At 39.1% G+C, this 25,108-nt stretch carries 25 protein-coding genes; 6 read left to right on the top strand and 19 right to left on the bottom strand.

Translation table 11 applies throughout. The features are described 5' to 3' along the window. On the top strand, positions 1 to 784 hold a 784-nt coding region (locus AC3M61_RS07525), incomplete at its 5' end, for a methyl-accepting chemotaxis protein (RefSeq protein ID WP_500780253.1). 116 nt (positions 785 to 900) lie between these two features. Here the strand turns inward: AC3M61_RS07525 and nuoF (AC3M61_RS07520) are convergent. The 8 genes from nuoF (AC3M61_RS07520) to AC3M61_RS07485 all read right to left on the bottom strand — a co-directional run bounded on the left by nuoF (AC3M61_RS07520) (position 901) and on the right by AC3M61_RS07485 (position 7,488). Beyond that, complete coding sequence (gene nuoF, locus AC3M61_RS07520) at positions 901 to 2,481, bottom strand: NADH-quinone oxidoreductase subunit NuoF (RefSeq protein ID WP_500780252.1); 1,581 nt, start codon at positions 2,479 to 2,481, stop codon at positions 901 to 903. Further along, positions 2,478 to 2,963 (bottom strand): NADH-quinone oxidoreductase subunit NuoE family protein, encoded by a 486-nt coding sequence (locus tag AC3M61_RS07515; protein ID WP_500780250.1) that lies wholly within the window; start codon positions 2,961 to 2,963, stop codon positions 2,478 to 2,480. The genes nuoF (AC3M61_RS07520) and AC3M61_RS07515 overlap by 4 nt, the downstream gene beginning before the upstream one ends. Positions 2,964 to 3,062: 99 nt before the next feature. Then, entirely contained in the window at positions 3,063 to 4,892 is a 1,830-nt protein-coding gene (gene nuoF / locus AC3M61_RS07510) for an NADH-quinone oxidoreductase subunit NuoF (RefSeq protein WP_500780249.1), read from the bottom strand. A gap of 48 nt (positions 4,893 to 4,940) precedes the next feature. Next, on the bottom strand, positions 4,941 to 5,252 hold the full coding sequence (locus tag AC3M61_RS07505) for a (2Fe-2S) ferredoxin domain-containing protein (RefSeq protein ID WP_500780248.1): 312 nt from the start codon (positions 5,250 to 5,252) through the stop codon (positions 4,941 to 4,943). 23 nt (positions 5,253 to 5,275) lie between these two features. Continuing rightward, the gene (locus tag AC3M61_RS07500) at positions 5,276 to 5,653 is read right to left on the bottom strand and encodes a (2Fe-2S) ferredoxin domain-containing protein (RefSeq protein WP_500780247.1); all 378 of its coding nucleotides are present in this window, start codon (positions 5,651 to 5,653) and stop codon (positions 5,276 to 5,278) included. After that, a complete protein-coding gene (locus AC3M61_RS07495) occupies positions 5,650 to 6,150 on the bottom strand; it encodes an NADH-quinone oxidoreductase subunit NuoE family protein (protein WP_041262843.1) in 501 nt (166 codons plus the stop codon). The genes AC3M61_RS07500 and AC3M61_RS07495 overlap by 4 nt, the downstream gene beginning before the upstream one ends. A gap of 188 nt (positions 6,151 to 6,338) precedes the next feature. Further along, positions 6,339 to 7,190, bottom strand: coding sequence for a DMT family transporter (locus AC3M61_RS07490; RefSeq protein WP_500780246.1), 852 nt, complete (start codon positions 7,188 to 7,190; stop codon positions 6,339 to 6,341). Positions 7,191 to 7,221: 31 nt separating this feature from the next. Continuing rightward, the gene (locus AC3M61_RS07485) at positions 7,222 to 7,488 is read right to left on the bottom strand and encodes a cupin domain-containing protein (protein ID WP_500780245.1); all 267 of its coding nucleotides are present in this window, start codon (positions 7,486 to 7,488) and stop codon (positions 7,222 to 7,224) included. 222 nt (positions 7,489 to 7,710) lie between these two features. On the opposite strand from AC3M61_RS07485, the gene AC3M61_RS07480 reads away from it, so the two are divergent. After that, positions 7,711 to 8,355, top strand: a complete 645-nt coding sequence (locus tag AC3M61_RS07480; protein ID WP_500780244.1) for a pyroglutamyl-peptidase I — start codon at positions 7,711 to 7,713, stop codon at positions 8,353 to 8,355. A gap of 13 nt (positions 8,356 to 8,368) precedes the next feature. Here the strand turns inward: AC3M61_RS07480 and AC3M61_RS07475 are convergent, their stop codons facing one another. Next, a complete protein-coding gene (locus tag AC3M61_RS07475) occupies positions 8,369 to 9,727 on the bottom strand; it encodes a SpoIIE family protein phosphatase (protein WP_500780243.1) in 1,359 nt (452 codons plus the stop codon). Between the two features lie 121 nt (positions 9,728 to 9,848). Here AC3M61_RS07475 and aglA point away from each other — a divergent pair, with 121 nt between their 5' ends. Continuing rightward, on the top strand, positions 9,849 to 11,258 hold the full coding sequence (gene aglA, locus AC3M61_RS07470; RefSeq protein ID WP_500780242.1) for an alpha-glucosidase AglA: 1,410 nt from the start codon (positions 9,849 to 9,851) through the stop codon (positions 11,256 to 11,258). A 51-nt stretch (positions 11,259 to 11,309) separates the two neighbouring features. Here the strand turns inward: aglA and AC3M61_RS07465 are convergent, their stop codons facing one another. From AC3M61_RS07465 to AC3M61_RS07455, 3 genes are read right to left on the bottom strand one after another with little or no spacing between them, the layout of a single operon-like run. After that, on the bottom strand, positions 11,310 to 12,842 hold the full coding sequence (locus tag AC3M61_RS07465; RefSeq protein ID WP_500780241.1) for an AAA family ATPase: 1,533 nt from the start codon (positions 12,840 to 12,842) through the stop codon (positions 11,310 to 11,312). Between the two features lie 44 nt (positions 12,843 to 12,886). After that, a complete protein-coding gene (locus AC3M61_RS07460) occupies positions 12,887 to 13,291 on the bottom strand; it encodes a cytidine deaminase (protein ID WP_500780240.1) in 405 nt (134 codons plus the stop codon). Next, complete coding sequence (locus tag AC3M61_RS07455) at positions 13,284 to 14,612, bottom strand: hemolysin family protein (protein WP_500780239.1); 1,329 nt, start codon at positions 14,610 to 14,612, stop codon at positions 13,284 to 13,286. The genes AC3M61_RS07460 and AC3M61_RS07455 overlap by 8 nt, the downstream gene beginning before the upstream one ends. Before the next feature lie 170 nt (positions 14,613 to 14,782). Between AC3M61_RS07455 and AC3M61_RS07450 the strand changes: the two genes are divergently transcribed. Then, positions 14,783 to 16,354, top strand: a complete 1,572-nt coding sequence (locus AC3M61_RS07450; RefSeq protein ID WP_500780238.1) for a sensor domain-containing diguanylate cyclase — start codon at positions 14,783 to 14,785, stop codon at positions 16,352 to 16,354. 28 nt (positions 16,355 to 16,382) lie between these two features. On the opposite strand, the gene AC3M61_RS07445 is transcribed toward AC3M61_RS07450, so the two are convergent. The 7 genes from AC3M61_RS07445 to AC3M61_RS07415 form a co-directional block, all read right to left on the bottom strand. Beyond that, positions 16,383 to 17,459: an iron-containing alcohol dehydrogenase family protein gene (locus AC3M61_RS07445; protein ID WP_500780237.1), complete on the bottom strand. Its 1,077-nt coding sequence runs from the start codon at positions 17,457 to 17,459 to the stop codon at positions 16,383 to 16,385. 128 nt (positions 17,460 to 17,587) lie between these two features. After that, the gene (locus AC3M61_RS07440; protein WP_500780236.1) at positions 17,588 to 19,027 is read right to left on the bottom strand and encodes an S-layer homology domain-containing protein; all 1,440 of its coding nucleotides are present in this window, start codon (positions 19,025 to 19,027) and stop codon (positions 17,588 to 17,590) included. Positions 19,028 to 19,095: 68 nt separating this feature from the next. Then, entirely contained in the window at positions 19,096 to 20,133 is a 1,038-nt protein-coding gene (locus tag AC3M61_RS07435; RefSeq protein WP_500780235.1) for a protein-glutamate methylesterase/protein-glutamine glutaminase, read from the bottom strand. Next, positions 20,115 to 20,630: a diacylglycerol kinase family protein gene (locus AC3M61_RS07430; RefSeq protein WP_500780234.1), complete on the bottom strand. Its 516-nt coding sequence runs from the start codon at positions 20,628 to 20,630 to the stop codon at positions 20,115 to 20,117. The genes AC3M61_RS07435 and AC3M61_RS07430 overlap by 19 nt, the downstream gene beginning before the upstream one ends. Beyond that, positions 20,554 to 21,150 carry a 2-oxoacid:ferredoxin oxidoreductase subunit gamma family protein gene (locus tag AC3M61_RS07425; protein WP_500780233.1) on the bottom strand — a complete coding sequence of 199 codons (597 nt, stop codon included), beginning with the start codon at positions 21,148 to 21,150 and terminating at the stop codon, positions 20,554 to 20,556. The genes AC3M61_RS07430 and AC3M61_RS07425 overlap by 77 nt, the downstream gene beginning before the upstream one ends. Positions 21,151 to 21,152: 2 nt before the next feature. Further along, entirely contained in the window at positions 21,153 to 21,977 is an 825-nt protein-coding gene (locus tag AC3M61_RS07420; RefSeq protein WP_500780232.1) for a 2-oxoacid:ferredoxin oxidoreductase subunit beta, read from the bottom strand. Continuing rightward, positions 21,964 to 22,470: a deoxycytidylate deaminase gene (locus AC3M61_RS07415; RefSeq protein WP_500780231.1), complete on the bottom strand. Its 507-nt coding sequence runs from the start codon at positions 22,468 to 22,470 to the stop codon at positions 21,964 to 21,966. The genes AC3M61_RS07420 and AC3M61_RS07415 overlap by 14 nt, the downstream gene beginning before the upstream one ends. A 124-nt stretch (positions 22,471 to 22,594) precedes the next feature. Between AC3M61_RS07415 and AC3M61_RS07410 the strand changes: the two genes are divergently transcribed. Together AC3M61_RS07410 and AC3M61_RS07405 are read left to right on the top strand one after the other, a co-directional pair. Further along, positions 22,595 to 23,053, top strand: a complete 459-nt coding sequence (locus AC3M61_RS07410) for a methylated-DNA--[protein]-cysteine S-methyltransferase (RefSeq protein ID WP_500780230.1) — start codon at positions 22,595 to 22,597, stop codon at positions 23,051 to 23,053. Further along, positions 23,050 to 25,107 (top strand): transglycosylase domain-containing protein, encoded by a 2,058-nt coding sequence (locus AC3M61_RS07405; protein WP_500780229.1) that lies wholly within the window; start codon positions 23,050 to 23,052, stop codon positions 25,105 to 25,107. Before AC3M61_RS07410 ends, AC3M61_RS07405 begins: the two co-directional genes overlap by 4 nt. Position 25,108: the final 1 nt, after the last annotated feature.

Raw genomic sequence — 25,108 nt, 5'->3', positions numbered from 1 at the left:
TGCTTCCATTGAAGAGACAACAAGTGGTATTGAGGAAATATCGGCAAGTGCTCAAAATGTCTCAAAGGCAGCTCAGGAACTTTCCGAAAAGGCTATGCTCGTGAATAGTGCTGCAAAAGAAGGTGAAAGTGCCGTTAAAGTAATAACCGATGTCATTTCTCAGGCAAAGGAAAAATCATCAATCACAGATAATATCGTTCGTGAGTTAAGTGAGAAGGCAAGGAATATAGGTGAAATAGTCCAGACAATCAATTCAATAGCAGAACAGACAAACCTACTTGCATTGAATGCAGCAATAGAAGCGGCAAGGGCAGGAGAAGCTGGAAGAGGATTTGCCGTTGTTGCAGATGAGATAAGAAAGTTGGCAGAAGAGAGTAAACAAGCAACGAGTAAGATAGGACAGATGCTATCAGAGATACAAAACGGCGCACAAAAAGCAAGCGATGCAACAACGGAGACAGTTAGTGTGGTTGAAAGGGCATCAACTGAATCGCAAGTAATAAGCCAGAAGTTGATGAATATATTGAAACAGGTGGAAGGAATAACAAGTCAGATAGAAGGATTGGCGGCAAGTTCACAAGAACAGAGTGCAGCAGCACAAGAGATGACAAGTGCAATGGATACGGTAACGAAGGCAATAACATCGATAGCTCAGCAAATGGAAGAAATAACGCAAGGTGTAAGACAACAAGCGAACGCAAGCCAAAATGTAAGTAGTGCAGCGGAACAGCTGAGTTCTATAGCCAACAGCTTGCTTGAACAAGTAAGGAAGTTCAAGATTTGAGGTAAATATACTATAGTGAGCAGAAAGCCGTCTCTTGCGAGACGGCTTTTTTAGGTGCTTAGAGATTCTATTGTTGTACTTTCTTATTTAACAGCCGCTTTCTTTGGCTTGACCTCTTAACAAAGTCCAACTGCACATGTTTTATCTTTTACATGTGCAATGAACTCATCCCTAAAGTTGTTAATTAAGGAAAGCAATGGCACGTTGATGCTCTGCCCCAGTCCACAGAAAGAGGCATCTGCGGTAACATAAGCTATCTGCTCAAGGTATTTCAAATCCTCTTCAGTTGCTTGGAATTTCGTCATTTTTTCAAGAATATCGCACGCAACTTTTGTGCCTTCCCTACATGGAGTACATTTACCACAAGACTCGTGTCTAAAGAATTCCATGACGTTCAGAGCGATATCCACAGCACAATGAGTATCATCAATAGCAAGTATGACACCCGAACCAAGGCTGACACCGTAATTCTTCATTGAATCATAATCAAGTGGTGTATCAAGTTTATCTGGCCCAATGAATGTTCCAGCCAGACCTCCTGTTTGGACCATCTTTAATTCTCTTCCACCTTTTATTCCTCCACCAAATCCATAGAGTACTTCTCTAACGGTAACGCCCATGGGTAGTTCTACCATTCCCCGCCTGTTAACATCTCCAGCAAGGCAGAAGACCTTTGTACCTGGCGAGTTAGGAGTCCCTATGCTCCTGAACCATTCCGCACCGTTTAGTATAATCTGTGGAACATTTGCCAATGTCTCCACGTTATTTATCACCGTAGGTTTGCCGAATAGACCTACCTGAGGCGGATAAGGAGGTTTCAACCTCGGTCTACCGGCTTTACCTTCTATCGACTCGAGTAACGCAGTCTCTTCACCGCATACGTAAGCACCTGCACCAAGTCTTACAGTCAAATCAAAGTTGAAACCACTACCGAGAATGTTTTCTCCAAGGAATCCGTATTCATATGCATCCTTAATCGCTTTTCTCAGGTTCTCAACGGAATTGTAGTACTCACCGCGTATGTATATATACCCTTTCGTTGCTCCAACAGCGTATCCTGCTATAATCATCGCTTCGATTACCGAGTGCGGGTCGCCTTCCATGATTAATCTGTCTTTAAATGTTCCAGGTTCACCTTCGTCAGCATTACAGACTATGTATTTCTGGTCTGCTTTTGCCTTTGCTGTGAACTCCCATTTCAATCCTGTTGGGAAGCCTGCACCACCACGGCCACGTAATCCACTTGCTTTTATTTCGTTTATGATTTCTTCAGGTTTCATTTGGAGCGCTTTGGAGAGTGCAAAGTAACCGTCTCTTGCAATATACTCTTCTATGTTCTTGGGGTCGATGACACCTATATTCCTTGTGACAATTCTGTATTCTTTAACTTGGAATTTTTCACCAGGCTTTAGCTTCGATTTGTCAACTGTCAAATCCCAAACCTGTCTACCTTTGAGCAAATGTTCTTCCACTATCTTCTTTACATGCTCTTTTGACTTGACGACATAATAAACATCATCCGGTAGTACATGCATAACAACACCATCGTATGCTCCTATTGCCACTGTTTCTAAAACACTCACAAGTGAATCGAGGTTATAATCTTTTATCAACGTTCTCAAATAGTTTGCAAATTCTCTTGCTCCCAGAAGGATGCTGTTACTATCCACAGAAACCAGAACGGTAATTGGTGTCATTTCGCATCACCGCCCTTGAGGCTTTCGATAATCTCTTCAACTCTTTCTACTGTTAAATCGCCATAGTATTGGTCATTAATCATTATCACTGGAGACACTCCACACAACCCAAGACAACCTGTCTCTTCCAATGTGAAGAGCCCATCTTTCGTAGTCTCACCGAAATTCACACCGAGTTTCTTTTTCAAATACTCAACAATTTCCCGCCCTCCAGGTACATGACAAGGCAAACTGGTGCAAACACGGATGATATACTTTCCTCTGGGTTTGGTGGAGAACATTGTGTAGAAAGTCAGTACTTCGTAAACCTTTGAAGGTGGGACATTTAGTTCTTCAGCTATCATTTCACCTACTTCAGGTGGTATGTAATGACTTTGGTAGTAATCTTGGACTTTGTGAAGCAAGTAAATTAGTATATCTTGCTCTTCAAGTTGTTCACTTTTCAATTCATCGATAATATTTCTTAAAGTCGCGCGATCCACACACCTTCCCTCCCCGAAAAAAATTATAAAGCTTTCAAAAATCAAAAGACCAATAAACAAAGGTGAGCCTCCCTCTTTGCGGGGGCTCACCTTTCATTGTTACTTCGTAACGCTTCCCACTATTGCTGGTGTTACCTTGCTTATTGCTCCAAATCTACAAACTTCGATACAGCTACCACACCTTACACATGCTTCTTGGTCGATTTCGTGAACCTTTCTTACCTCGCCGTGTATTGCATTTACTGGACATACTCTTGCGCATGCGGTACAACCTACACACTTCTCTGAATCTATCACATAGCTTATAAACGCTTTACACTTCTTAGCTGGACATTTTCCTTCTTTCACATGTGCTTCGTACTCGTGTCTGTAATATTTAAGAGTCGACAAAACTGGGTTTGGTGCTGTTTGACCAAGGCCACACAATGATGAGTCCTTTATAACCTGAGCTAATTGCTCGAGCTTCTCTATATCTTCCATTGTTCCTTCGCCTTTTGTGATTCTGTCGAGTATGTCATACATGACCTTTGTTCCTTCGCGACATGGTGTACACTTACCACAAGACTCATCAACTGTGAATTCTAGGAAGAATTTTGCAACATCCACCATACAATCATCTTCATCAAGCACAATCATACCACCAGAACCCATTATAGCTCCGAGTTTTCCAAGCGATTCGTAGTCCACAGGTGTATCGAAGAACTCCGCCGGGATAACCCCACCACTTGGTCCACCTGTTTGGACAGCTTTGATTTGTTTTCCTTGTGGATGACCTCCCCCGATATCGTAGAGTAGTTCCCTTAGCGTGATTCCCATTGGGACTTCTACAAGACCTGTGTTTTTAATCTTACCCGCAAGCGCAAAGACCTTCGTTCCAGGTGACTTTTCAGTTCCGTATTGCCTGAACCATGAAGCTCCTTTGAGGATTATTGGTGGAACAAGTGCGAGTGTCTCAACGTTGTTTATGACTGTAGGCTTGCCCCAAAGACCTTTTTGAACAGGGAACGGGGGCTTAACTCTTGGCTGACCGCGTTTTCCTTCGATCGAGTGCATCAACGCTGTTTCTTCGCCACACACAAATGCTCCTGCACCTATTCTTATCTCAATATCGAACGAAAAACCAGTTCCGAAGATGTTTTCTCCAAGAAATCCATATTCGTGCGCCATTTCTATCGCTTTTTGAAGTCGTTCAATTGCAAGTGGATATTCCGCTCGCACATAGACAAAACCTTTTTGGGCACCTATCGCATAACCCGCAATGGTCATTGCTTCAACTATTGAATGTGGGTCACCTTCAAGTATAGACCTATCCATGAAGGCTCCTGGGTCACCTTCATCAGCATTACAAATCATGTATTTAACATCTGATTTCTGCTGTCTTGCTAATTCCCACTTTAAACCAGTTGGGAATCCCGCTCCACCTCTTCCTCTTAAACCACTATCTTTAATTTCTTTGATAACTTCTTCTGGCGTCATCTGTGTGAGTGCTTTGTGCAGTGCAAAATAACCATCTCGTGCAATGTATTCTTCAATGCTCAGTGGGTCAATGACACCAACGTTTCTCAGAGCTATCTTAACTTGTTTTGCGAAGAACGGGATTTCCGTTGATGGCTTTTCTTTTATTGTAAGCTTTTCCTTTTCTCCTTCAAACAGAAATTCAGGAACAACACGACCTTTCAATATGTGCTCTTCTACGATTTTCTCTGCAGCTTTCGGTGTGAGTTTTTGATAATAGACCCCATCTGGGTAAATAACTGCAAGGGGACCCAAACTACACGCACCCATACACCCAGTTTCAACAACCGAAACTACCGTGTCAAGACCATATTCTTTTAATTTTCTCTCAAAAGCCTGCTTTACACTCTCTTCGCCAGCGGATATACAGCCACCACCAGCACATATTAGTATTGTATTAGTCTTAAGCGCCACGCCTTTCGCCTCCCCAAGTTAAAAGAAATACTTTTCTTTTAAAGAAAGTCAAGTGTTCGGTTCGACTTTCACAAAATTTGCGTTGAGAGCCTCTTGGCTCTGTTCCAGCCCTACGTGGTATTTAATTATTGTTTCAACCAGCGACGGTGTGACTTTTCCATAATAGTGTTTCTGTAAGCCATCTGAGACCATCATAGAAGGTCTAAATTTACAAGTTCCAAGACATTCAGCTTCAATTACCTCAGCTTGGTTCTCCAATTTCAATTCATCAATAACTCGCTTGGTTTCCTTTAATATCTCTTCACCACCATTTTCTTTGCAACACCCAACTACGCACACATACACTTTTATTTTCTCCATTTCAGTTTCTCCCCTGTTTATTTTTAAACCTCTCCTCTCTTAACAACTAAATCTGAAACAACTTTTCCTTCAACTATGTGCGACTGAATTATCCTCTTCGCATTTTCTGGTGTCACATTCCCGTAGACTATAGGTTCTTGACCTTCAAGGGCAACTTCTATTGTTGGCTCAACTTCACATAATCCCATACAACCTGATTGCACAACTGCAATATCGTCTATTTTCATTTCATTTAGATACTCAACTATCGCTTTCAACGTATCCTTTGCACCTGCTGCAATTCCGCATGTACCCATTGCAACGACAATCTTCCCTCTTTTTCCTGCTTCCCTCATCTTGATATTTTGAAGTGCTTGTTCTTTAATCTTCATTAATTCTTCCAAGCTCTTTACTTTACTCATTGCGACCCACCCCTCCTGTACGCAGCAATGATTTTACTAACCATATCGGGAGTTACTTTTCCATAGAAATCTTTTTCGCCAATCAAAACAACTGGTGCCATACTACAAGCTCCGAGACATCTCACTGGATGAACGGAGAACAACCCATCCTCAGTTACTTCCTCCGCCTTTACGCCCAGCTCCTCTAAGAACCTTTCCATAACCCTGTCACCGCCTTTAACATAACATGCGGTTCCAAGGCAGACCTTTATTTGATACCTACCTTTTGGCTTAGTGGAGAAGAAATTATAGAACGTCACAACACCGTAAACTTCAGATACTGGGACGTTCAACTTCTCTGCTATATGCTCTTGAACTTCCTGTGGTAACCAACCAAAAAGTTCTTGCGCTTTGTGAAGAACACCTATAAGCATACCAGGTTTGTCTTTGACCTTTTCGATATAAGCGTCCAGTTCTTCGTAAAGTTCTTTATGTTGCTCACATACGGCCACACACATCCCTCCTTCACACCTCGTGATTATTATAACATGCTAATGCGCAAAGTTCACCATTGTAAAAGACTATCTAATTGGCATCTTCTGGAGATTTCTTTCTTTTTTGCAAGTTATTCGGCTTTTTCTATCACTTATGCTTTTTTTCACAAGGTTCTTAGAATAAAAAAACATCTTGTTTTACTTCTTTCATTTCAAAGAGCTAGTGAAATAAGCACGATTAACATTCCTAGGACTTTGAAAATACTTAACTTTTCCCCAAGCAAAATTAGTGCAAAAACGGTTGCAACCACTGGCTTTAGGAAAAACACCCTGCTGGATTGTGTTGCACCAAGTGTCTCCATGGCTTTAAAATAGGTAAGATAAGCAACTCCGGTAACAATGAGACCTAAATAGATAAGAATTATCCAACCAGCGAAATCGATTTGAGCGGGAATAGTAAATTTTCCGAAAGCCACGAGTAGGGCTATGTATACAAAGCTAGAACAAAGTGACGAATAAGCCGTAACAAGTAAAGGACCGTATTTTTTCGTATATTTTCTCATCAAAACAGTGTAAAGTCCGAAAGTTAAGGCGGCAAGAATACCAAAGAATATACCAAGCCACGAATCACCTTTAATTTTTCCCAAGCTGAAAATAAATATACCAATAAAACCAAGTCCGATACCAATATATTTTCTCAATGGATATTTTTCTTGCAAGATAACCGATGCGAATAATGAAACAAAAATAGGATTACTCGCAACAAGAGTCGCGGCAGTTGAAGCATTCGAATATTTTACTGCTAACTGTAGCGAGGTCATAGAAATAATACTGTTAAGTGCACCTATGATTGTGATTGGAAGTACATCTTTTACCTCCGGATCTTGCTTAACAAAGAGTATCAGAAAAAGTCCGCCAATTAAAAAACGGAAGGAAGTCATGAAAAATGGGTCTACCTTGCCCATCAAAGGTTTGGATACAACTTCTATACTCGAAAAAGCAAGCAACGTGATTAGCAAAAGCACGTAAGCCAAAACTTTACGTTTTTTCTGTTCGTTATCCATAGAGGTATCCTCCACATATTCATTTTCTTCATTATCCAATTTTATAATGTTTAAAAATCCGTTTCTTCACATGCCAAGTGCAAGATACCCCACCTTCAAAACGCACCATATCCCCTGCTCCAAACTTTACCTTTGTTCCATCATCGAGCTCAACTTCGACTTCGCCTTCAACCACGTAAAATTGTTCAGGCTCATCGTAATACCAATCAAAAGTACTTTCTTCTTTGCTCCATGTACTCCATGTTTTTGCTTCTTTAATTTCCTCGTCTGTCGGTTTCCAAATCCTTACTTTTTGCATAATACAACCCCCTTTTGACCTAGGTTTTTAATCAAGTTTTCCAAATTTATTGTACAACAACTGTTCGTTTATGTTAATCAAGAATTTGTTAATATTTGAGAAAATAATCACAACGTCTTAGACCTACTTTGATTTCCCTAATGTTTGACAAATCAAAGAAGAGTAAGGTAGAATTCTTTTTGAATTGTCTCTCTTACAATACCACCTGGGAGGGGATGAACTATGGATTCTGGCAACAAGAAACTAACAATTCTTCTCACTGGCTTTGAACCTTTTGGAGGTGAGAAAGTCAATCCAAGTATGAAAATCGTAAAGAGACTATCAAAAAGGCACTTCCAAAGCATCCACATCAAAGCGTTGATACTGCCTGTTAGTTACGAGAAAAGTACTAAAGTTCTTGAAGAGTATTACAAGAATCATTATGTAGACTTCGTGCTGCATTTAGGGCAAGCAGGTGGAACTCCCGGAATAAGAATTGAACGAGTTGCGATAAATTTACTCGACTCGAGACATCCTGATAATGATGGACAGATAAAAAGAGAGACTCCTATCTTAGAGAACGGTCCTGATGGATATATGACACGTATCAATGTGAGGGAAATCGCTAATTTTTTAAATGCAAAAAAAATTCCCGCTTTTGTTTCTTACACAGCGGGTCAGTATATTTGCAATGAGGTCTACTATTATTCGCTCCACCATTCAAGAACTTTTGGTATACCAAAGCATGTATTGTTTATACACCTTCCTTTTCTACCTGAGCAGGTAGCAATCAAAGAGGGGAAAATAGAAAACATACCTTCCATGTCGCTTGAGCTACAAACAAAAGCCATCAGATTGTTACTGGAGAACTTGGAGTGCTTTATCTGATTTTTTCTTAGCTTTATTTGAACAGTTTCACACATTCAACTGCATCAAAACTCATTGTTATGCTCATTGGAAGTTTTCTCAAAATTCGTCCAATTTCAACATTTTTGGTCACTATTGACCAATATCTCTCGTGGTCATTAATCAAGAGAGTATAGTTATCCGCTCTAGCACTCAGAAGAATTTCGTTCACTAATTCTTTCATGTTCTGGTCAAAAGGTATCGTCTCGTATTTTGAATTCTCCGAATAGTAGTTTATCCCCCGACTACGTCCAAAAGCAACAAATGAATAGTCATCGGGTAATTCTGAATATCTCTTTTTGAGAGCACCAGCCACTGCAAATGGCAAAGCCTCAGGCATTATACCAGAAAGCTCTTTGTTTAGAAATTCTAACAATAGACGCATTGAATCCTCAAAAGACCTTATTCGCTCGAATATGGAATATAAACCATCTGAGTATGTGATAAAAGTAATACCGTTTTGTAATTCAAATCGCCCACAGTCTTCACTGGTATAGTTATAATCCATGAGTCCGACTGGAAAAACGGACTTCATCATCATCTGACTGAATCTGTGCCCGTCGTAAACAATCAAAGGTGGGTGCCCGCAATTAATGTACTCAACTTCGTTACCGCTTATTTTTAAAAAAAGTCCGGTAACATAGTTGTACCCTAAGACTGTCTTTATACTTTCCTGGAGCTCGTTGACTGTATCAGCCATATTTAGACTCCTCTGTGCTGCCGAACGAACAACAGACTTTACGGCGGAGCACAAAAGGGCCGATTGAATGCCGTGGCCAGATATGTCGGCTGTGTAAAGGTAGACATCATTATTAACAGTAAAGTAATCGTAAATGTCACCGCCTACTATTTGGGAAGGCATGTATTTCGATGTTATCCAAATTTCATTACAAGCCTGAACTGGTTCTGGCAACATTAATGTTTGAAGTGAACTGGCAAGATTGAGGCTGTCTCGAAGTTCTTTGTATAAATTTTCGATTTTTTCCCTGTTCTTTTTGAGTTCGATATGCAAGGCTATTTTCGATATAAGTTCTACATCGATAATCGGCAACTCGATATAGTCCGATATACCTATTTGGTATAATTCCAACAATGTGACATAGTTCTTCTCTTCTATTATCACAATAACAGGCAGGTCCTTTATTTCACCATTTGTCTTAATATACTTAACAACGTCTTGCGCATTTCTAAGAAACCGATAATAAACAAGAATAAGTTGAGCACCTGTTTTTTTCAAAATTGTGCTAACATCTGAGGCAATACTGACATCATAGCCAACAAACTGCAGTAATTCGGCAGTATCTTGGATAACATCTGGGCTGTCTGTAAGGATTATAACACTATCACTCGGCATCCCAGCCACTCCTCAAGCTTCCAATGATTTTTTGTCACTCTTTCACAGTTTTTATTATACAATACTTTTGGAAGAATTAACACTTCAATCTTTCCAGTAACAAAAGAGGGGGGCGCATTCGATGGGTAAAACAGGGTTAAGAGTAAGTATTATAGGTGCTGGGAGTGCAGTGTTTTCAATGAAAATCATCTCGGATTTTTGTAAGATTTCCAACCTTTCAGACTCTCACATTGTGCTCATGGATATCGACAAAACACGAGTTGAGAATGTTGTAGTGCTTGCAAAAGAACTAAGTCAGTACTTTGGTGCAAAACTCACATTTAAGATTGCTGATACTATTAAGGATGCTGTTGAAGGTTCCGACTTTGTTATAAACACAGCGATGGCTGGAGGGCATGGATATCTTGACCTTGTCAGGTCTATTGGTGAAAAGCACGGTTATTATCGTGGAATTGATGCTCAGAACTACAATTTTGTATCTGACTATCTCAACCTCACGAATTGGAATCAAATGACTTTGTTTCTGAAGATAGCTCGAACAATTGAAAAATACGCTCCAAAAGCTTGGTATCTTCAGGCTGCTAACCCCGTCTTAGAAGGTACCACACTTGTCTCTACCCAAACTGGAATAAAAATGGTCGGATTTTGCCACGGACACTATGGAGTAGAGGCTCTTGCAAGGTTCTTAGGTGTTTTAGAATACGAATGGCAAGTCGGTGGAGTAAACCATGGAATTTGGTTAACAAAATTCACAACAAAAGAGGGCAAAAACCTCTACGAGGAAATCGAAAAAGTCGCTCAAAACGTTAAATACGAAGAATTTAAACCTTCCAATCCTTTTGATGACCAGATTTCACCGGTTGCTTGGGAGATGTATAAAACGTATGGTTTGTTCCCAGTGGGTGATACCGTTAGAAATTCAACATGGAAATACCACAGAAATCTGGAAACTAAAATAAAGTGGTATGGAGCTCCATGGGGTGGTGCAGATTCCGAAATAGGATGGAAATGGTATGTAGAACAGCTATCACAAGTTGTTAATGTGATAGATATGTTTGCGAAAATGTTACTTAGTGGAGTAAAAATAAACGAGCTAAAAACCGGAACACCTATTGATAATTATCTAAAAGAGATACTAAGTGAAAAATTGAGCGGTGAGCAACACGTACCGTTTATAAACAGTGTTGTCACTAAAACTCCAGGAAGATTTGTTGTAAACGTTTTAAACACTGGCAAAATTAAGAACCTTGATAACAATATAGCAGTAGAAATCTGCGCTACAGTATGCGGTGAAAATTTTGAGTTTGAAGAAACTCACATTCCAGAACGAATCGTGAACTGGTATTTAAAACCAAGAATCCTACTTGCAAAGCAAGCTTTAGATGCATTCTTAAGCAAAGATGTCAAACTGATAGCCGATATTTTAGAGAGAGACCCAAGAACAAAAAGCAGTGAGCAGGTGGAGAAACTGATATCCGAACTTTACCCGATAGTAATTAAAAAGGCAAAGGAGATAGAAGAACAAGAGTAACACAGTGAGTTGTAAGCAAGTGTTGAAAAAGGCTGGGAACCCATCCCAGCCTTATTTTTCTTTACCATTACTTAAATCTCCAATAATTTCTATAACCTCTTTTCCACCAAACATTCTCTCAATCTCTTCGATTCGCCCTTTTTCATCTAATTCTATCACACGACCGGTGTCACCAATTCTTCTCAAAGACAAATGCTTGTCAGCTTTCAAAGCAATCTGAGGCAAGTGGGTTACAACTATCACCTGATGTTTTTTCGAAAGTTCACTTAGTTTCTGAGCCAATTTTACAGCAGTTACCCCACCTATGCCAGCATCAATTTCGTCGTATACCAGCACATCGGTACTAGCCATGCTGAGTTCCAACGCAAGCATCAAACGTGATAATTCACCACCAGAAGCTATCTTTCGCAATGGATACAGTGGACCATCGGAGAGCGTGCTTCCAACAAGTTCAACTTCATCTATCCCGTTTCTTGCCATTGTTTTTTCATAGAAGGAAAAATCTATCCTTGCGTTCATATTCAAATCCTGCAAATGCTCAGAAATCACTTTCACAATTTTTCTCGCAGCACCTTTTCTTTTTTCGCTTATTTGAAGTGCTAAGTCACGCAATTCGCTTTCCAATCGCTGACGTTCTCTTTCCGCATTTTCTAAGATTTCAATCGTCTTTTCAACAATCCTTATTTCCTCGGACCACTTTTTGAAATTTGCCAGTACATCTTCCGTTGTTGGACCGTATTTTCTGCGTAATTTCTTGTAAACCCACAATCTGTTTTCAATCTCTTCAAGGTTTATATCTTCTATCTTTGCCAATTCTTTGCCAATTCTGTTGTTAAGCTCGGCTATCGATTCAACAGCATTGTCCAGTAAATCGTGATGTTTATCTTCTAACAGTGAATAGACTCTTCTCAATGCGTATTCTATCTCTTCCAGCTGTTGAGAAGCGGTGCTATAATTTTGGAGAAGAGTTTGCATGTTAAGTGCCCTTTTGTATTTTTCTTCGAGTTCTTGTTCTTCGTCTTCACTGAGATTTGCATTCGCTATTTCGCTAACTCTTTCCTTTAGCTCTTCAAGTTTTTTCAACTCTGTAGCTTTGTCCGTGGTAGTGATAATTCTAACAACTTGTTGATATTCATCGTAAAGCTTTTTGTAGTTCTCGAGTTTTTTTGAGTTTCCAGCTATTTCGTCGAGTATCTCAAGGATAAAATCTTTGTCTAATAGCTTCATATGTGAGTTTTGCTTATGGATAGTTATGAGACTCGAAAGGACGTTTTGGACTTGCTCACGACTAACCAATCGACCGTCTATTTTGTAGAATAATCTCTTGTTTTTTCGCTCAACACTGAACACATGTTGACCTTTTTTAATCCCTAGCTCATCGCACTCCATACGGAGGTTTACAACCATATCTGCCGAGAAAGTCTCACTACGGATGTTATGATAATCCAAAAATGAACCAATCACGTCGAGAATTAAGCTTTTCCCAGTTCCTGTCTCACCAGTTATTACGTTAAGGCCTTCCGAAAGATATATATCCACATCCTTTAAATAAACATATTCATTGATGTGTATTAATTCAATCAAGAGCAACTCACCTCAGCAAAATTCAAACAAATGTCCAAAGCGTTTTACTTGTGTTCATCTTTGTCCTTCAAATCTTCTTTATCAAATGCATATGGTAGCAACTCGTCAACAGTGGTCTCAAACACTTCACCTTTCAGATTAGCCAGTATGACTTTAAAATTTCCGAATTCAGCCATAACCTGCCTACACGCTCCACAAGGAGCAACTGGTTTTTCCGTATCAGCAATCACGACCAAAGTGTCAAAGTCCCTTTCACCGTTTGCTACAGCACTAAAAATTGCAGTTCTTTCAGCACAGTTTGTTAAGCCATACGATGCGTTCTCAACATTTGCACCTACATAGATTTTACCACTCTTTGTAAGCAAAGCAGCACCAACATGAAATTGAGAATACGGAGCATAAGCGTTTTTCATAGCCTCTTTGGCTTTCTGTATAAGTTCTTCAGTCATCCTTATCCTCGTCCTCCTCGTTCTCATTCTTAACTGTGTCTTTTTCTTGCTTGATAGTTACCAAGACCTTTTCTATCTTATTTCTTGAGGCAGCAACAACTTTAAAAGCTATTCTCTCATCCTCGTATGTTTCTCCTACCTTCGGAATGTGCTTAAACTTTTCAAGAAGATACCCTGCTAATGTGTCAAATTCCCCTTCTGGGAATTCTATCCTGAGTTCCCTCTCGATGTCATTGAGTGAAAGCGTGGCGTCAACCAAGTAGGAATTATCATCAATTTTCTTGATTCCGATATTTTCTCCTTCATCGTATTCGTCCATTATCTCCCCGAAGATTTCTTCAAGGATGTCTTCCATAGTGACTATACCGGCTGTTCCTCCGTATTCGTCCACAACTATAGCCATATGAACCTTCTTGGCCTTGAACTCTTTTAGCAATTCAGACACTGGCATAAACTCAGGCACAAAGAGAGGTGGTCTCATCAGTTCCTTGACTAAAACTTTATCCACAACATCCATCCCTCTTTCAGCAATGAAGCTGAGCACATCTTTTGCGTAACATATTCCAACAATGTTATCTATTGTTTCGCGATAAACAGGAATCCTTGAGTATTCTTCTTCCACGATGATTTCCATCGCCTCTCTCAATGTCTGAGTTTCTTCTATAGCTACTATATCTATCCTTGGGATCATTATTTCCTTAACCAGCGTCTCGTCCATTTCGATTGTGCGCTCTATCATTAATCCCTCTTCGTGCGTAATCGACCCTTCCTCACGTCCCATCTCCAAATAAGAGGCTATATCATCCATCGTTATAAATGGTGTTTCCTGAACCACATTCCCACCTAAAAGTTTAACTATTGCGTTGGCAATTGCAATAAACATAGTAATTGCTGGTGACAGCATCTTCGAGATAAAAATTATGATTTTGATACTTCTCTCGAACATTTTCTCACTGTTTTGTCTCGCCAAAATCTTTGGAGTAATCTCTCCGAATACAAGCAAAAGAAAGGTCATCACAAGTGTAGAAAGTATTGCTGAAAGCGATTCTGACTTAACCACTTGCGAAAACATTACCGCAGCTAATGAAGAAGCTAAAATGTTCACCAAATTGTTTGATATCAACAGTGCTGTGAGCAATTTGTTAAAAAAGTGCATTTCACTTTCTTCCTCTTCCTGCTCTTCTTTACTCTTGGCAAGAAGTCTCAGCCTGTGACGACTAACAGATGTCAGCGCAGTTTCTGAGGCAGAGAAAAATCCCGATATCATAATCAACAGAACAATGAAAAACGTATACCACAAATAACTCAGTGGGTCTTCCACAAAAACTTCACCTCCAAGGATTTTTAAAAAAGCGTGCACTGATTTATATTATACCATAAGGGCAATACAGGGTCACGTCAAAAAATTTAACGGTATGATATAAGATATGATATAATTTGGATAAGCGGTAAAATTAAAACTAGTCACGATTATAAATTCAAATAAAAGAGGTGGGGTATATCCAAAGCAGCGGACCAGTTTTAGATTTTGAAACCCTTAATGTTGCCCTCGAAAGGTCAAAGATATTCTTACTTATCTTCGATGAACGCGGAGAAATTTTAAAAGTCTCCGATAATGTTCCCGTTTATCTAAAAAATCTAACAAACATTTTTCGTATCTTTCCGGACTTTTCTAACGTAATCAAACGCGTTAATGAAAATGGTTCTTCACAAGATATTATAACTTTGCACAAACCAAAAGCTGAAAAAATAAAACTTTTAACGTTTAAAGCCGAAGAATATTATTGGACCTTAGGCGAAGTAATAACAGAACAGTTACTTGTCGACGAGGTTATAGCTCAAAAGCTTGAAACGTTAACAATGTACCTTGAGTTTGCTCCCGTTTTCTTCGTTGTTTTAAACGAGAAAGGAGAAATCGCATACGTTAACAATTGGACTCTTGAAAAAACAGGCTACAGTTTGGTAGAAGTTCTTGGAAAGAATTGGTTTGATATATTTATTCCAGAGGATATAAAAAGTATAGTTAAGCAGGTTTTTGACGATATCATGAATGGACGAGTTGAACTTCGCAAAACATTTGAAAACGATATCTTAGCAAAGGATGGAAAAACCATTACAGTGCTTTGGGAAAATAAACTGCTCACCAGAAACGGTAAACCATTCGGAACAATAAGTGTGGGAGTTGATGTCACTGAACAAAAAATCAGAAATTTCGAAGAGGATATACTACTTTCCGTTCTCAGCGCTACTTCAGAAACTAACTATCATGACGCCATAAGCAAATTGGCAAAGATATTAGAAGAAAAGTGCAACATAAGAAAAGTAATTGGAAGAGTCCAAACACATGAAGAAACAAAATCTCTGGAACTTCTGAATAAAATTGAAACCTATGAAACGGATACCCACAAGGTCATCTATTATGAACGTAGGTTAGATGAAAAAATCCTAAGCATAGAAATGTTTTACCAGACACTGCCAAAATATGCTACAGCAAGATGTTTGGAAAATATTGCAACGGTCATCCTGAATTTCATAGACCGTGTTTACTATGTTCAGAAGTTAGAAGAAGCCTCCTTCAAGGATCCATTGACCAAGCTTTTCAACAGAAGGTATTTCGTGATGATGTTACAAGCTGAAATTAGACGAATAAAACGATATGGTGGTGACTCGTGTGTCGTGATGATCGACTTAGATGGATTAAAACAAATCAACGACACCTATGGTCACGACAAAGGTGACCTTGCGATAACTACGTTAGCCCAGGTCATGATAGAAAACACACGAAATACCGACGTGTGTGCGAGATTTGGTGGCGATGAATTTGCAATACTACTTCCAAATACTCCTCCGGAATTCGCCAATCTAATTATTCAAAGAATAATTGACAAGCTCGATACTCTTGATATAAAAGAATTTCGAATATCAATAAGCGCTGGTATTACCAAAATCCAACCAAGTGATGATGCCGAAGGTATAAGTGTGCTCAAAAGAGCAGATGAGTTGCTTTATAAAGCAAAAAGAAGTGGTAAGCACACCATATGTATTGATGCTACTGAAGAATAGAATAATTCCTATAACTGAAATTTTTATTTCAGCAAAAATGTTCTCTAACCTCCTTGTACGCCTCAACAATGGTATCCAAATCGTATCTTCCTGGCGTAACACTAAGGTGCGAAGCATTTATTACAATTGATGCCCATGATTGTATCTCGTCCTCGGTAATTATGGTATCAAGTCTTACGTTCAACAAACGGTAGAATTCGTACAGTGAACCGTCGAACATATCGATGATAACGTTAGCTTTTTCACACCCATATCTTTTTGCGATTTTTAATTCATATGGTAGAAAAACAGCTGTAGCAAGTCCATGTTTTACACCTTTGTCCGTTGTTAAAGAGTAACCCAATGCATGCGCAACCGTGGTCCCTGTTTGAGCAATAACCATTCCTGCTAATGTCGATGCAAACATCATCCGTTCTCTGTAGAATTCATTAGTCAAATCATTCATTAACTTTGGGAGATACTCTTTGATTATCTTAACACTTTCAATTGCAATCATGTCACTGAAAGGTGTAGCTCTTGTTGATAAAAAGCCCTCTATTGCATGAGACAATGCATCAAGAGCTGTAGAGAGTGTTAGTGCTTCACTTAACGTAAGTGTGTATTTATAATCAACAAATGAAATTTTTGGAAACACGCATTCGTGTGAAAAACCACGTTTTCTGCCATTTACAGTCAACACAGAGTACTGAGTCACCTCACTACCAGTTCCTGCCGTAGTAGGAATACATATTATGGGTTTTGCACTTTGGTATTTGCTTTTGTCGTACAAGTCTTCGGGTTCCAAGTGTTTGTTTTCGATAAGCACTGCCACAGCCTTTGCAGTGTCCATGGGACTTCCACCACCAAGTCCAATAACTACATCAATGTCTTGGAATCTTTCTGATATCTCATTTACAACTTCCAAAGGAGGATTTTCGGGAGTTTCATCGTATATGTAAACATGCTTTCCCTCAAGCACATCTAAAATATCATCAAAACTACCATTTTTTCTTGAACTTCTTCCAGTGATAATAAGAAATGTCTCACCAAGAGATTGGAAAAATTCTCTATTCCTAAGAACAATATCTTTCCCGTACAGCACTTTTGTTGGCATGAAAAAACCCATCCGACTACCTCCCTTTCATCTCTATTTTTCAACTGTTTTCAATCTTCCAGAGGATTTACAAGAAAAAGCTGGTCCGAAAGGACCAGCAGTTGAGTAAACTTTAAAAAATACCAATTAGGCAGATATCATCACTGCCTCTGAACAGCAAACCAGAGGGCTATTCCACCTAATATTACCCCAACAATACTGAAGATCAAAGATATGTTACCCATTTGATTTGTTTCAAGTGCCGACACTTTTGTCTTTAAGTTATCATTTTCGCTCTTTAGTTGTGCAAGTTCATCTTTCAAATTCTCAACATCTTGCAAACTCTGCTGTTTTAAGGCTTCAACATGACTTGAAAGCGTTGAAATGTCGTTCTTAGCTCCTGTAACTTCTGATTTGAGATTTTCGATATCCTGTTTTGTTTTTTCGTTCGCACTCAGCTGTTGCTGGACTTGTTTTTCAAGGTCTTCGATTATGCTTTCAACTGTCGAAATTTTACTTTTGAGTTCAGAGTCAACTTGTTTTAAATTGATAATCTCAACTTTTAAGTCGTTCACTTCAACCTTCAGATTTGCAACTTCGTCTTGTAAAGAAGAGTCCATTTTTTTAAGTCCAATGATCTCGTTGTTAATAGCATCAACTGTGCTTTTAAGTTTGCTAATATCAGACTTCATGCTATTTACATCTGTGAAAATAGTTGACTGAAGTTTTGAGACTTCGGAAACAGACTGTTTGATAGTATCAATCTCTAAAGTTTTCTTCTCTAAATTTGAAATTTTTGTTTCTATGGTTGATAGCGTTGTCAGTTGTGTACGAATAGGGTTAACAAAATCCTGCAAATCTTTCACGTTTTTCTCAACTTCGGAAATTCTTGAAGAAAGAGTTGTGACACTCTCCGTAGTTGCAAGTGACGAAATTTTTTGATTTAAAGAAGCCACCGTCTGTTCAGAACTGGTCAACCTCTTCTTCAGGTTTTCTACATCGTTCCTCACATCATCAATGTTCTTTGATAACTCATTGAGGTTCTGTCCCGTAGGTGTTATTGAAACTAAACCCCTCATCTCGGTTACTTTAACTGTTAAAGCATCGTACATTGCTTTAAGATCATCTAAATCCCTTTTTAAGTTATCTAACTGCTTGGAAGAATCCTCTACTGTTGACGACAAAGAATTAACCTGAGCAAGTAAATTATCAATGCGTGTGTTGATGTTTTTATCAGCTGTTGCAAGTTCAAGTATTTTATTTGAAATATCCTTAAGTTGCGCATCGATGTTCGCTGGAAGTGTAAATTGTTGTGATTGCTGGGTTGATGTTGTTGAAGTAGGTAGCTTCTTTTCCACAGCAGAAATTCTATCGTTTAATATATTTAACATTCTATAGAGCGCAACAGCAAGTTGATACCTAGTTAAAGGTTGATTCCCTTGGAAAGTTCCATCCGGCATGCCACTCAGGATTCCGAGTTTTGTTAATTGGTCAACGGCTTCATAAGCCCAATGGTTCGCTGGTACATCCTTAAACGTTGCTGCGTAAAGGCTACTGAATAATGCAACAACAATAAAACAAACCAAAAGTAGTCTTTTCATCTTTAGATACCCTCCTTTTTATTTTAGTTTTCCAAGCTCGTTAACTCTATTTTATCACAGGTTTTACCTTACACAAGTTCCACAAGTTTTTCTGGAATCTTATCTGCCGGAAGTACATGATCAGCGTAACCCTCTTCTATAACTGACTTAGGCATACCAAAAACCACGCAAGTTTCTTGACTCTCGGCTATGACAACACCTTTGAAGAATTTAACTTTAAAGGCACCCTTTGTACCATCCTTCCCCATTCCGGTAAGAATAACAGCGATAGTATTTTCTTTGTAGATTTCTGCAACTTTATCGAGAGTATAATCAACAGCAGGTCTAACGTTGTTAATTTTTTCCGTGTTTTTATCAAGATAGATAATACCTTTTCTGTCCTGATACTTAATTCCCATATGGTAATCCCCTGGAGCTACATAAACCCATCCAGGCTTAAGAACATCACCTTCTTCTGCCTCTTTGACAGACAGGTTGGAAATTCTATCTAATCTCTGCGCTAAGGATTTCGTAAATCCTGGAGGCATATGCTGAACCAGCAAAATAGGTGCAGGAAAATCCTTGGGAAGGGGCGGGATTACAAGATCCAAAGACCTTGGTCCCCCTGTTGAAGAACCTATAACAACTATTTTGCCTGATACTACAGATTTAACACGGAGATTAGTCAATGGCTTTCTCTTCATAAGGATTTGCGAAATATTTATTTTCATAGCATCTCGAATTTTTTGGACTAATTCTGGTCCCATTCTTCGAAAATCCATAGATACGCTACCAGAAGGCTTGGTCACAAAATCAACGGCACCTAGTTCAAGTGCTAAGAGTGTTATTTCTGCTCCTTCTTCTGTCAAGCTACTTACCATTATAATCCGCGTAGGTGCTCTCTTCATTATCTCCTTTAGTGCCTCAATACCATTCAACTTTGGCATTTCAACGTCCATCGTAATTACATCTGGTTTGAGCTTCAAAGCAAGCTCAACGGCTTCCATCCCATCCCTTGCTACACCAACAACTTGCATATCTGCTTCTTTGTCGATTATATCCTTTAGAATCATTCTCATAAATGGCGAATCATCAACAATCATCACTTTTATTTTTTCTTTTTCCAACTTCTCACCACCTTGATACTTAGTAATGGGAACGTTACTGTTGATATTATAGCAAAAATCTTCGCTATTTCCAAACTCCAGTCAAATAGAATACCACCAAAGACCATTATTCCTACTGTTACGGAGAAAAGTGTTGCCCACAATACAACACCTGCACTAGCATCTTTAACTATTTTAATTACAGGGTGGTATTCCTTACTATACAAGTTCATCAGGTGTTCAATAATAGTGTTCACAAGCTCCGACCAGATGACAAAGAAAACAGCGAATATAATCCACAACGTGTCTTCCCTTTTCACTGGGAGGAAAAATGTTGCGGCAATGACAAACAACCCTATCGCAAAATGTATCCTTAAGTTTCTCTCTGATATTATTGATTCAACAATGCCCTCTATTGCATGTTCAAATGATTCTTTTAGATTATTCGAACCCAATTGTTCGTTTTCTTTTCCTTTCGATGCGTGGTTTGTATATTTTGTCTGTAAGCGACGCTCCAAATTTTATCGCCTCCACGTTTAGTTCGTAATATTTGGGGTTAACTTCTTCCTTTACAGCTTCGAACAATGTATCGAAATCAACTAAAGCTGTGCTTTTTACCAAAGTCCCGAGCAATATCATGTTTGAGACCATCACATTGCCGAATTTTTCAATCGCTAGTTTGCTGGCTGGAATATCAATTATTCTTTTTGTGACTCGTCTGAATTCGTTTGGAATGTCCTTTATATATGTGCTATCATAAACAATTATACCATTGGTTGCAACAAATTTAGCCTGGCTAACCATGGAAGGATGCATTATTATCAAAGAGTCAAATACTACAGCTTTCGGATAAAGTATCGGCTCGTTTGATACCAAAACATCGCAGTAACTCGGTCCACCACGAACTTGTTCGCTGTAATTTTGTGTTTGGACAACATATTTTTCTGCTAAAACAAAGGCTCTTGATAAAACATAACCAGCAAGCAAGTTACCTTGTCCACCAATTCCTGCAATCCTTATAGAAAAAGGTCTGGTCATTGTCATTCCCCCTTGCTTTGATTAGCGTAGGTAAGTTTATATCTTGTGTAGAAATCAGGCTTAGACTCATCTTTTCTAAACACTCCTATAACGATTTTGCCCTTTAGCTCTTCTTCTGTCATTTGGTCAGCCTTCTCTTTCATGACGGTATTGTTCTTGAAGTAATCCATCATCTGCCAGGGCTCTCTTAGTCCATTGTATCTTCCGTAATACGTATGGCAGTTTGTGAGAACTTCTACGATAGAGATACCCTTGTGGAGAAGCGCTTCTTTTATGTATTTCACACTCAGCTGATAATGATATACAGTCGACCTTGCAACGTACGTAGCACCAGCAGAAAGAGCAAGCTTTACAACGTCGAATTGCTCCTCGACATTACCCAGTGGCATTGTTCCAGCAATTTTTCCAGCTGGAGTTGTAGGTGAGTGTTGACCGCCTGTCATTCCATAAATCATGTTATTGTATATTATGACTGTTAGATTTATGTTTCTTCTACATGCATGGATGAAATGATTGCCACCGATAGCTGTAATATCTCCATCTCCACCCATCACAACAACCTTGAAATCTGGCCTTGCCAGTGCCACACCTGTTGCAAAAGCTATGGCTCGTCCATGTAGCGTATGCATGGTGTTAAAATCAAGATAACCCGTCGACCTCGATGAACAACCTATACCAGAAACAACCGCTGTTTGATCCGGATTCAAATTAGTTTGGTCGTAAGCTTCCAAAAAGCTTTTGAGTATTATTCCATTTCCGCAACCTGGACACCATACCGTGGGCCATCTATCTTCCCTTATATACTTGAGCAGCCTATCTACCTTCACTCTCTCCACCTCCACACACTTCTATTCCACACGTTCTGAAAAAGAAATCGGTCAAAGGATCTGGGTAACCTTCTATGTAAACTACTCTCTTAATACCAGCATTGATTATAAGGCGTGCGCAAACCGAACAAGGCTTGTGAGTCACATAAATCGTAGCACCTTCTGTTGAAATTCCAAACTTTGCGGCTTGCATAAGTGCATTCTGCTCAGCATGTAACCCATAACAGATTTCCTGATTCCTGCCTGATGGAATATTCAAATCGTCCCTGATACAACCAATCTGGTCACAATGTGGAAACCCAGAGGGTGGTTGATTGTAACCAGTTGCTAGGATTCGTTTGTCCTTTACTATTAGAGCACCAACTTTCCTGTGAACACAAGTGGACCTTTCTGCAATTAATTTCGCTAATCTTTTGAAATAGTCATCCCAACTTTCTCTTTCACCTTTTGACTCTCTTATGGTAACATTTTTTAGGTACGCCTCTAAATCCATAACTTCACCTCTTTTATCTCTCAGACCGAACATTTAAAGCTGGTAGCTAATTCTATTTTAAACCAATTAGTAAATAATATCAACTGATAGCAAAATTTACGAACTAGAGCAAGGGGGCGGAAATGTGGAAAAGCTTGAAATTTCAGTTGTTAGAGCAGAAATTGGTAGTATTTTAATATTTACAAGAAACGATGTCTGCGAACAAATTCAACTAACTGAAGAGGTTTTACCAGACTACGGAGACAACGTATTTACAAGACAGATTAAGGAGTATCTTAGCGGTGAGAGGAAAGTTCTTGACTTCCCAGTCAGGTATTCAACGGGACCGGTCTTTGAAAAGATTTGGTCGTATTTGAAAGAAAATGTGACTTATGGTAAAATCATAACATACGGAGAACTGGCTAAAATATGTGGTACAAGTGCAAGAGTTGTTGGATTTGCTATGGCATCAAACCCGTTACCTTTGTATATTCCATGCCATAGGGTTGTTGCCAAAAATTCTATAGGCGGGTTTACAGCAAACAATGATAAACCTATGATTAAATGGAAAGAATATCTTTTGAAGTTGGAGGGGTCACTTTGAAGAAATTCTTGTTCACATTGTTTTTAACCTTTTTCTTTTTGTCCCTGTTTACACCTCTTGTGATTTACAACAGATACACTGCAAATCTCACAGCGCCACAGAATAAAATTCCAACAAGCCTGGTAGTTGAATATTCTGACGGGACACCATTGTACAGCCCAAAAACTGTTTGGGTTGATTTTGACGACATTCCAGCAATTATCAAAGACAGTGTTATAGTATCCGAAGATAAGAGGTTTTACACCCACAGTGGTGTCGACCTTATAGGCATAGCTAGGGCACTTTTTACGATAATCACTACCGATGAAATTCAAGGTGGGAGCACTATCACACAACAATTAGCAAGAACGTTGTATCTAACCCAAGAAAGAACTTGGAAACGTAAGATAAAAGAGGCGCTTATTGCACTTTGGTTGGAACAAAATTACTCAAAGAATGAGATTTTAGAAATGTATATAAACTCTGTATACTTAGGTAATGGAGTTTACGGTTTCCCAGCGGCTGCAAAATTTTACTTCAACAAAACTCTCGAACAACTAACACCCCTTGAAATTGCAATGCTCACAGCAACACTTAGATCCCCGGAGAAAGCCAATCCGTTGAAAGAGTTAAATAAGGACTTCACAAAAAACGTTCTAAGAAAGATGAAAGAAGCGGGAGTGTTAACTGAAGTTGAATATTCCCGTGCGCTGGAAGAACTAAATAACATAGCTATAAGAAATACAAATAATTTCGCACGCTCATTTGATCAGGACCTTTTCTGGATAATTGTTACAGAACTCAAAGAGCTTGGATTTGAACTCGGAGATTTAAGGAATGGCTTCAGAGTTAGGACCACAATTGATAAAAAGTTGCAAGAGCTTTTAGTTTCTAATATAACAAAAGACCAATGGGCAGGATTGATAGTTGAGCACACAACTGGAAAAATAAGAGCAGCCTATGGGCTTGGTATAATTAATGGACGTCGGCAGCTTGGTTCGTCTATAAAACCATTTTACTATTACCTCGCATTCATGGCAGGATATAATCTTGATGACTTTCTTCCAGACAATCCTATCAAAATCGGTCGATGGGAACCTGAAAACTTTGATAAGAAATTCAGAGAACAAGTTACTATTGAATATGCGCTCGCACATTCTTTAAACATACCATCCATCAACTTGTTTTTGAAACTCGGACAAGGAAATGTTACGAATTTTCTAAAAAATACATTAATGATATCAGGTTTCTACCCAAACGACGCCACCTTGGCACTTGGAACGTTAGAAACATCCGTTGCCGATGTTGCGCAAGGTTATTCAGCGATATTCACCGGCGGTCTAGTCATCAAACCACGCATTGTTGAGTATGTCAAGGATAAGAATGGATACATTTACTATTCCTACAAACCCGCTTTAGTGAATGTTGTTAAACCACCTAAGGGTTTTGATAAAAGGACTCCACTCGAAGCTTCAATTCTGACACTGAGAGCCATGGAAAAAGTGGTTACCGAAGGAACCTCTCGGTCTGCACAAATGCCTGGAAGAAAAATATACGGAAAATCAGGTTCCGCAGAAAACTACGCATGGTTTGTTGGAGGTGATGGAAAATACCTGTTTATACTGGCGAGGGATAACGTAAAGGAAGTCAGTGGTCTTGTCGTAACTCCAAAGTGGAGAGAAATAGCTATCAAAACCGAAATAGGATACACTCCTATTTCTTTACCACTCAACAGTAAGATTCAAAGATTCAACGTTATGGGAGATTCTGAAAACCTTGCAGAACCTAAAACTGTTGCGGGCGAAGTTTCAGAAAGCGTTTCAACTACTTCACAATCAGAAACAATACCAAGTCCCGTTCAAGAAACAAACGAAAATAAATCAATAAACCTTTCTCGGGAAGAGATTATCTCACGGGTGGAAACATCTTCAATCTCAGCAAACGAGCTTGTTGAAGTTTTGAAATTTTATAGTCCGGGTGAAAGAAGAGCCATCCTTTCTGAAATAAATTCAGTGTCTCAAGAACTCGCAGCTGAAGTCTATCAAAAACTCTTAGAACAAGGTATAGAGTTCTAAA

Source organism: Fervidobacterium sp., assembly GCF_059913585.1.
Note: the sequence above shows the minus strand (reverse complement) of the source record. Positions and strands in the feature narration are given on the sequence as shown.

Coding starts and splice junctions, on each gene's coding strand:
- AC3M61_RS07480 (WP_500780244.1), top strand. CDS start 7,711: ATGGATTCTGGCAACAAGAAACTAACAATTCTTCTCACTGGCTTTGAA.
- nuoF (WP_500780252.1), bottom strand. CDS start 2,481: ATGACACCAATTACCGTTCTGGTTTCTGTGGATAGTAACAGCATCCTT.
- aglA (WP_500780242.1), top strand. CDS start 9,849: ATGGGTAAAACAGGGTTAAGAGTAAGTATTATAGGTGCTGGGAGTGCA.
- AC3M61_RS07445 (WP_500780237.1), bottom strand. CDS start 17,459: ATGGGTTTTTTCATGCCAACAAAAGTGCTGTACGGGAAAGATATTGTT.
- AC3M61_RS07425 (WP_500780233.1), bottom strand. CDS start 21,150: ATGACCAGACCTTTTTCTATAAGGATTGCAGGAATTGGTGGACAAGGT.
- AC3M61_RS07485 (WP_500780245.1), bottom strand. CDS start 7,488: ATGCAAAAAGTAAGGATTTGGAAACCGACAGACGAGGAAATTAAAGAA.
- AC3M61_RS07490 (WP_500780246.1), bottom strand. CDS start 7,190: ATGGATAACGAACAGAAAAAACGTAAAGTTTTGGCTTACGTGCTTTTG.
- AC3M61_RS07495 (WP_041262843.1), bottom strand. CDS start 6,150: ATGTGTGTGGCCGTATGTGAGCAACATAAAGAACTTTACGAAGAACTG.
- AC3M61_RS07415 (WP_500780231.1), bottom strand. CDS start 22,470: ATGGATTTAGAGGCGTACCTAAAAAATGTTACCATAAGAGAGTCAAAA.
- AC3M61_RS07505 (WP_500780248.1), bottom strand. CDS start 5,252: ATGGAGAAAATAAAAGTGTATGTGTGCGTAGTTGGGTGTTGCAAAGAA.
- AC3M61_RS07460 (WP_500780240.1), bottom strand. CDS start 13,291: ATGACTGAAGAACTTATACAGAAAGCCAAAGAGGCTATGAAAAACGCT.
- AC3M61_RS07500 (WP_500780247.1), bottom strand. CDS start 5,653: ATGAGTAAAGTAAAGAGCTTGGAAGAATTAATGAAGATTAAAGAACAA.
- AC3M61_RS07440 (WP_500780236.1), bottom strand. CDS start 19,027: ATGAAAAGACTACTTTTGGTTTGTTTTATTGTTGTTGCATTATTCAGT.
- AC3M61_RS07475 (WP_500780243.1), bottom strand. CDS start 9,727: ATGCCGAGTGATAGTGTTATAATCCTTACAGACAGCCCAGATGTTATC.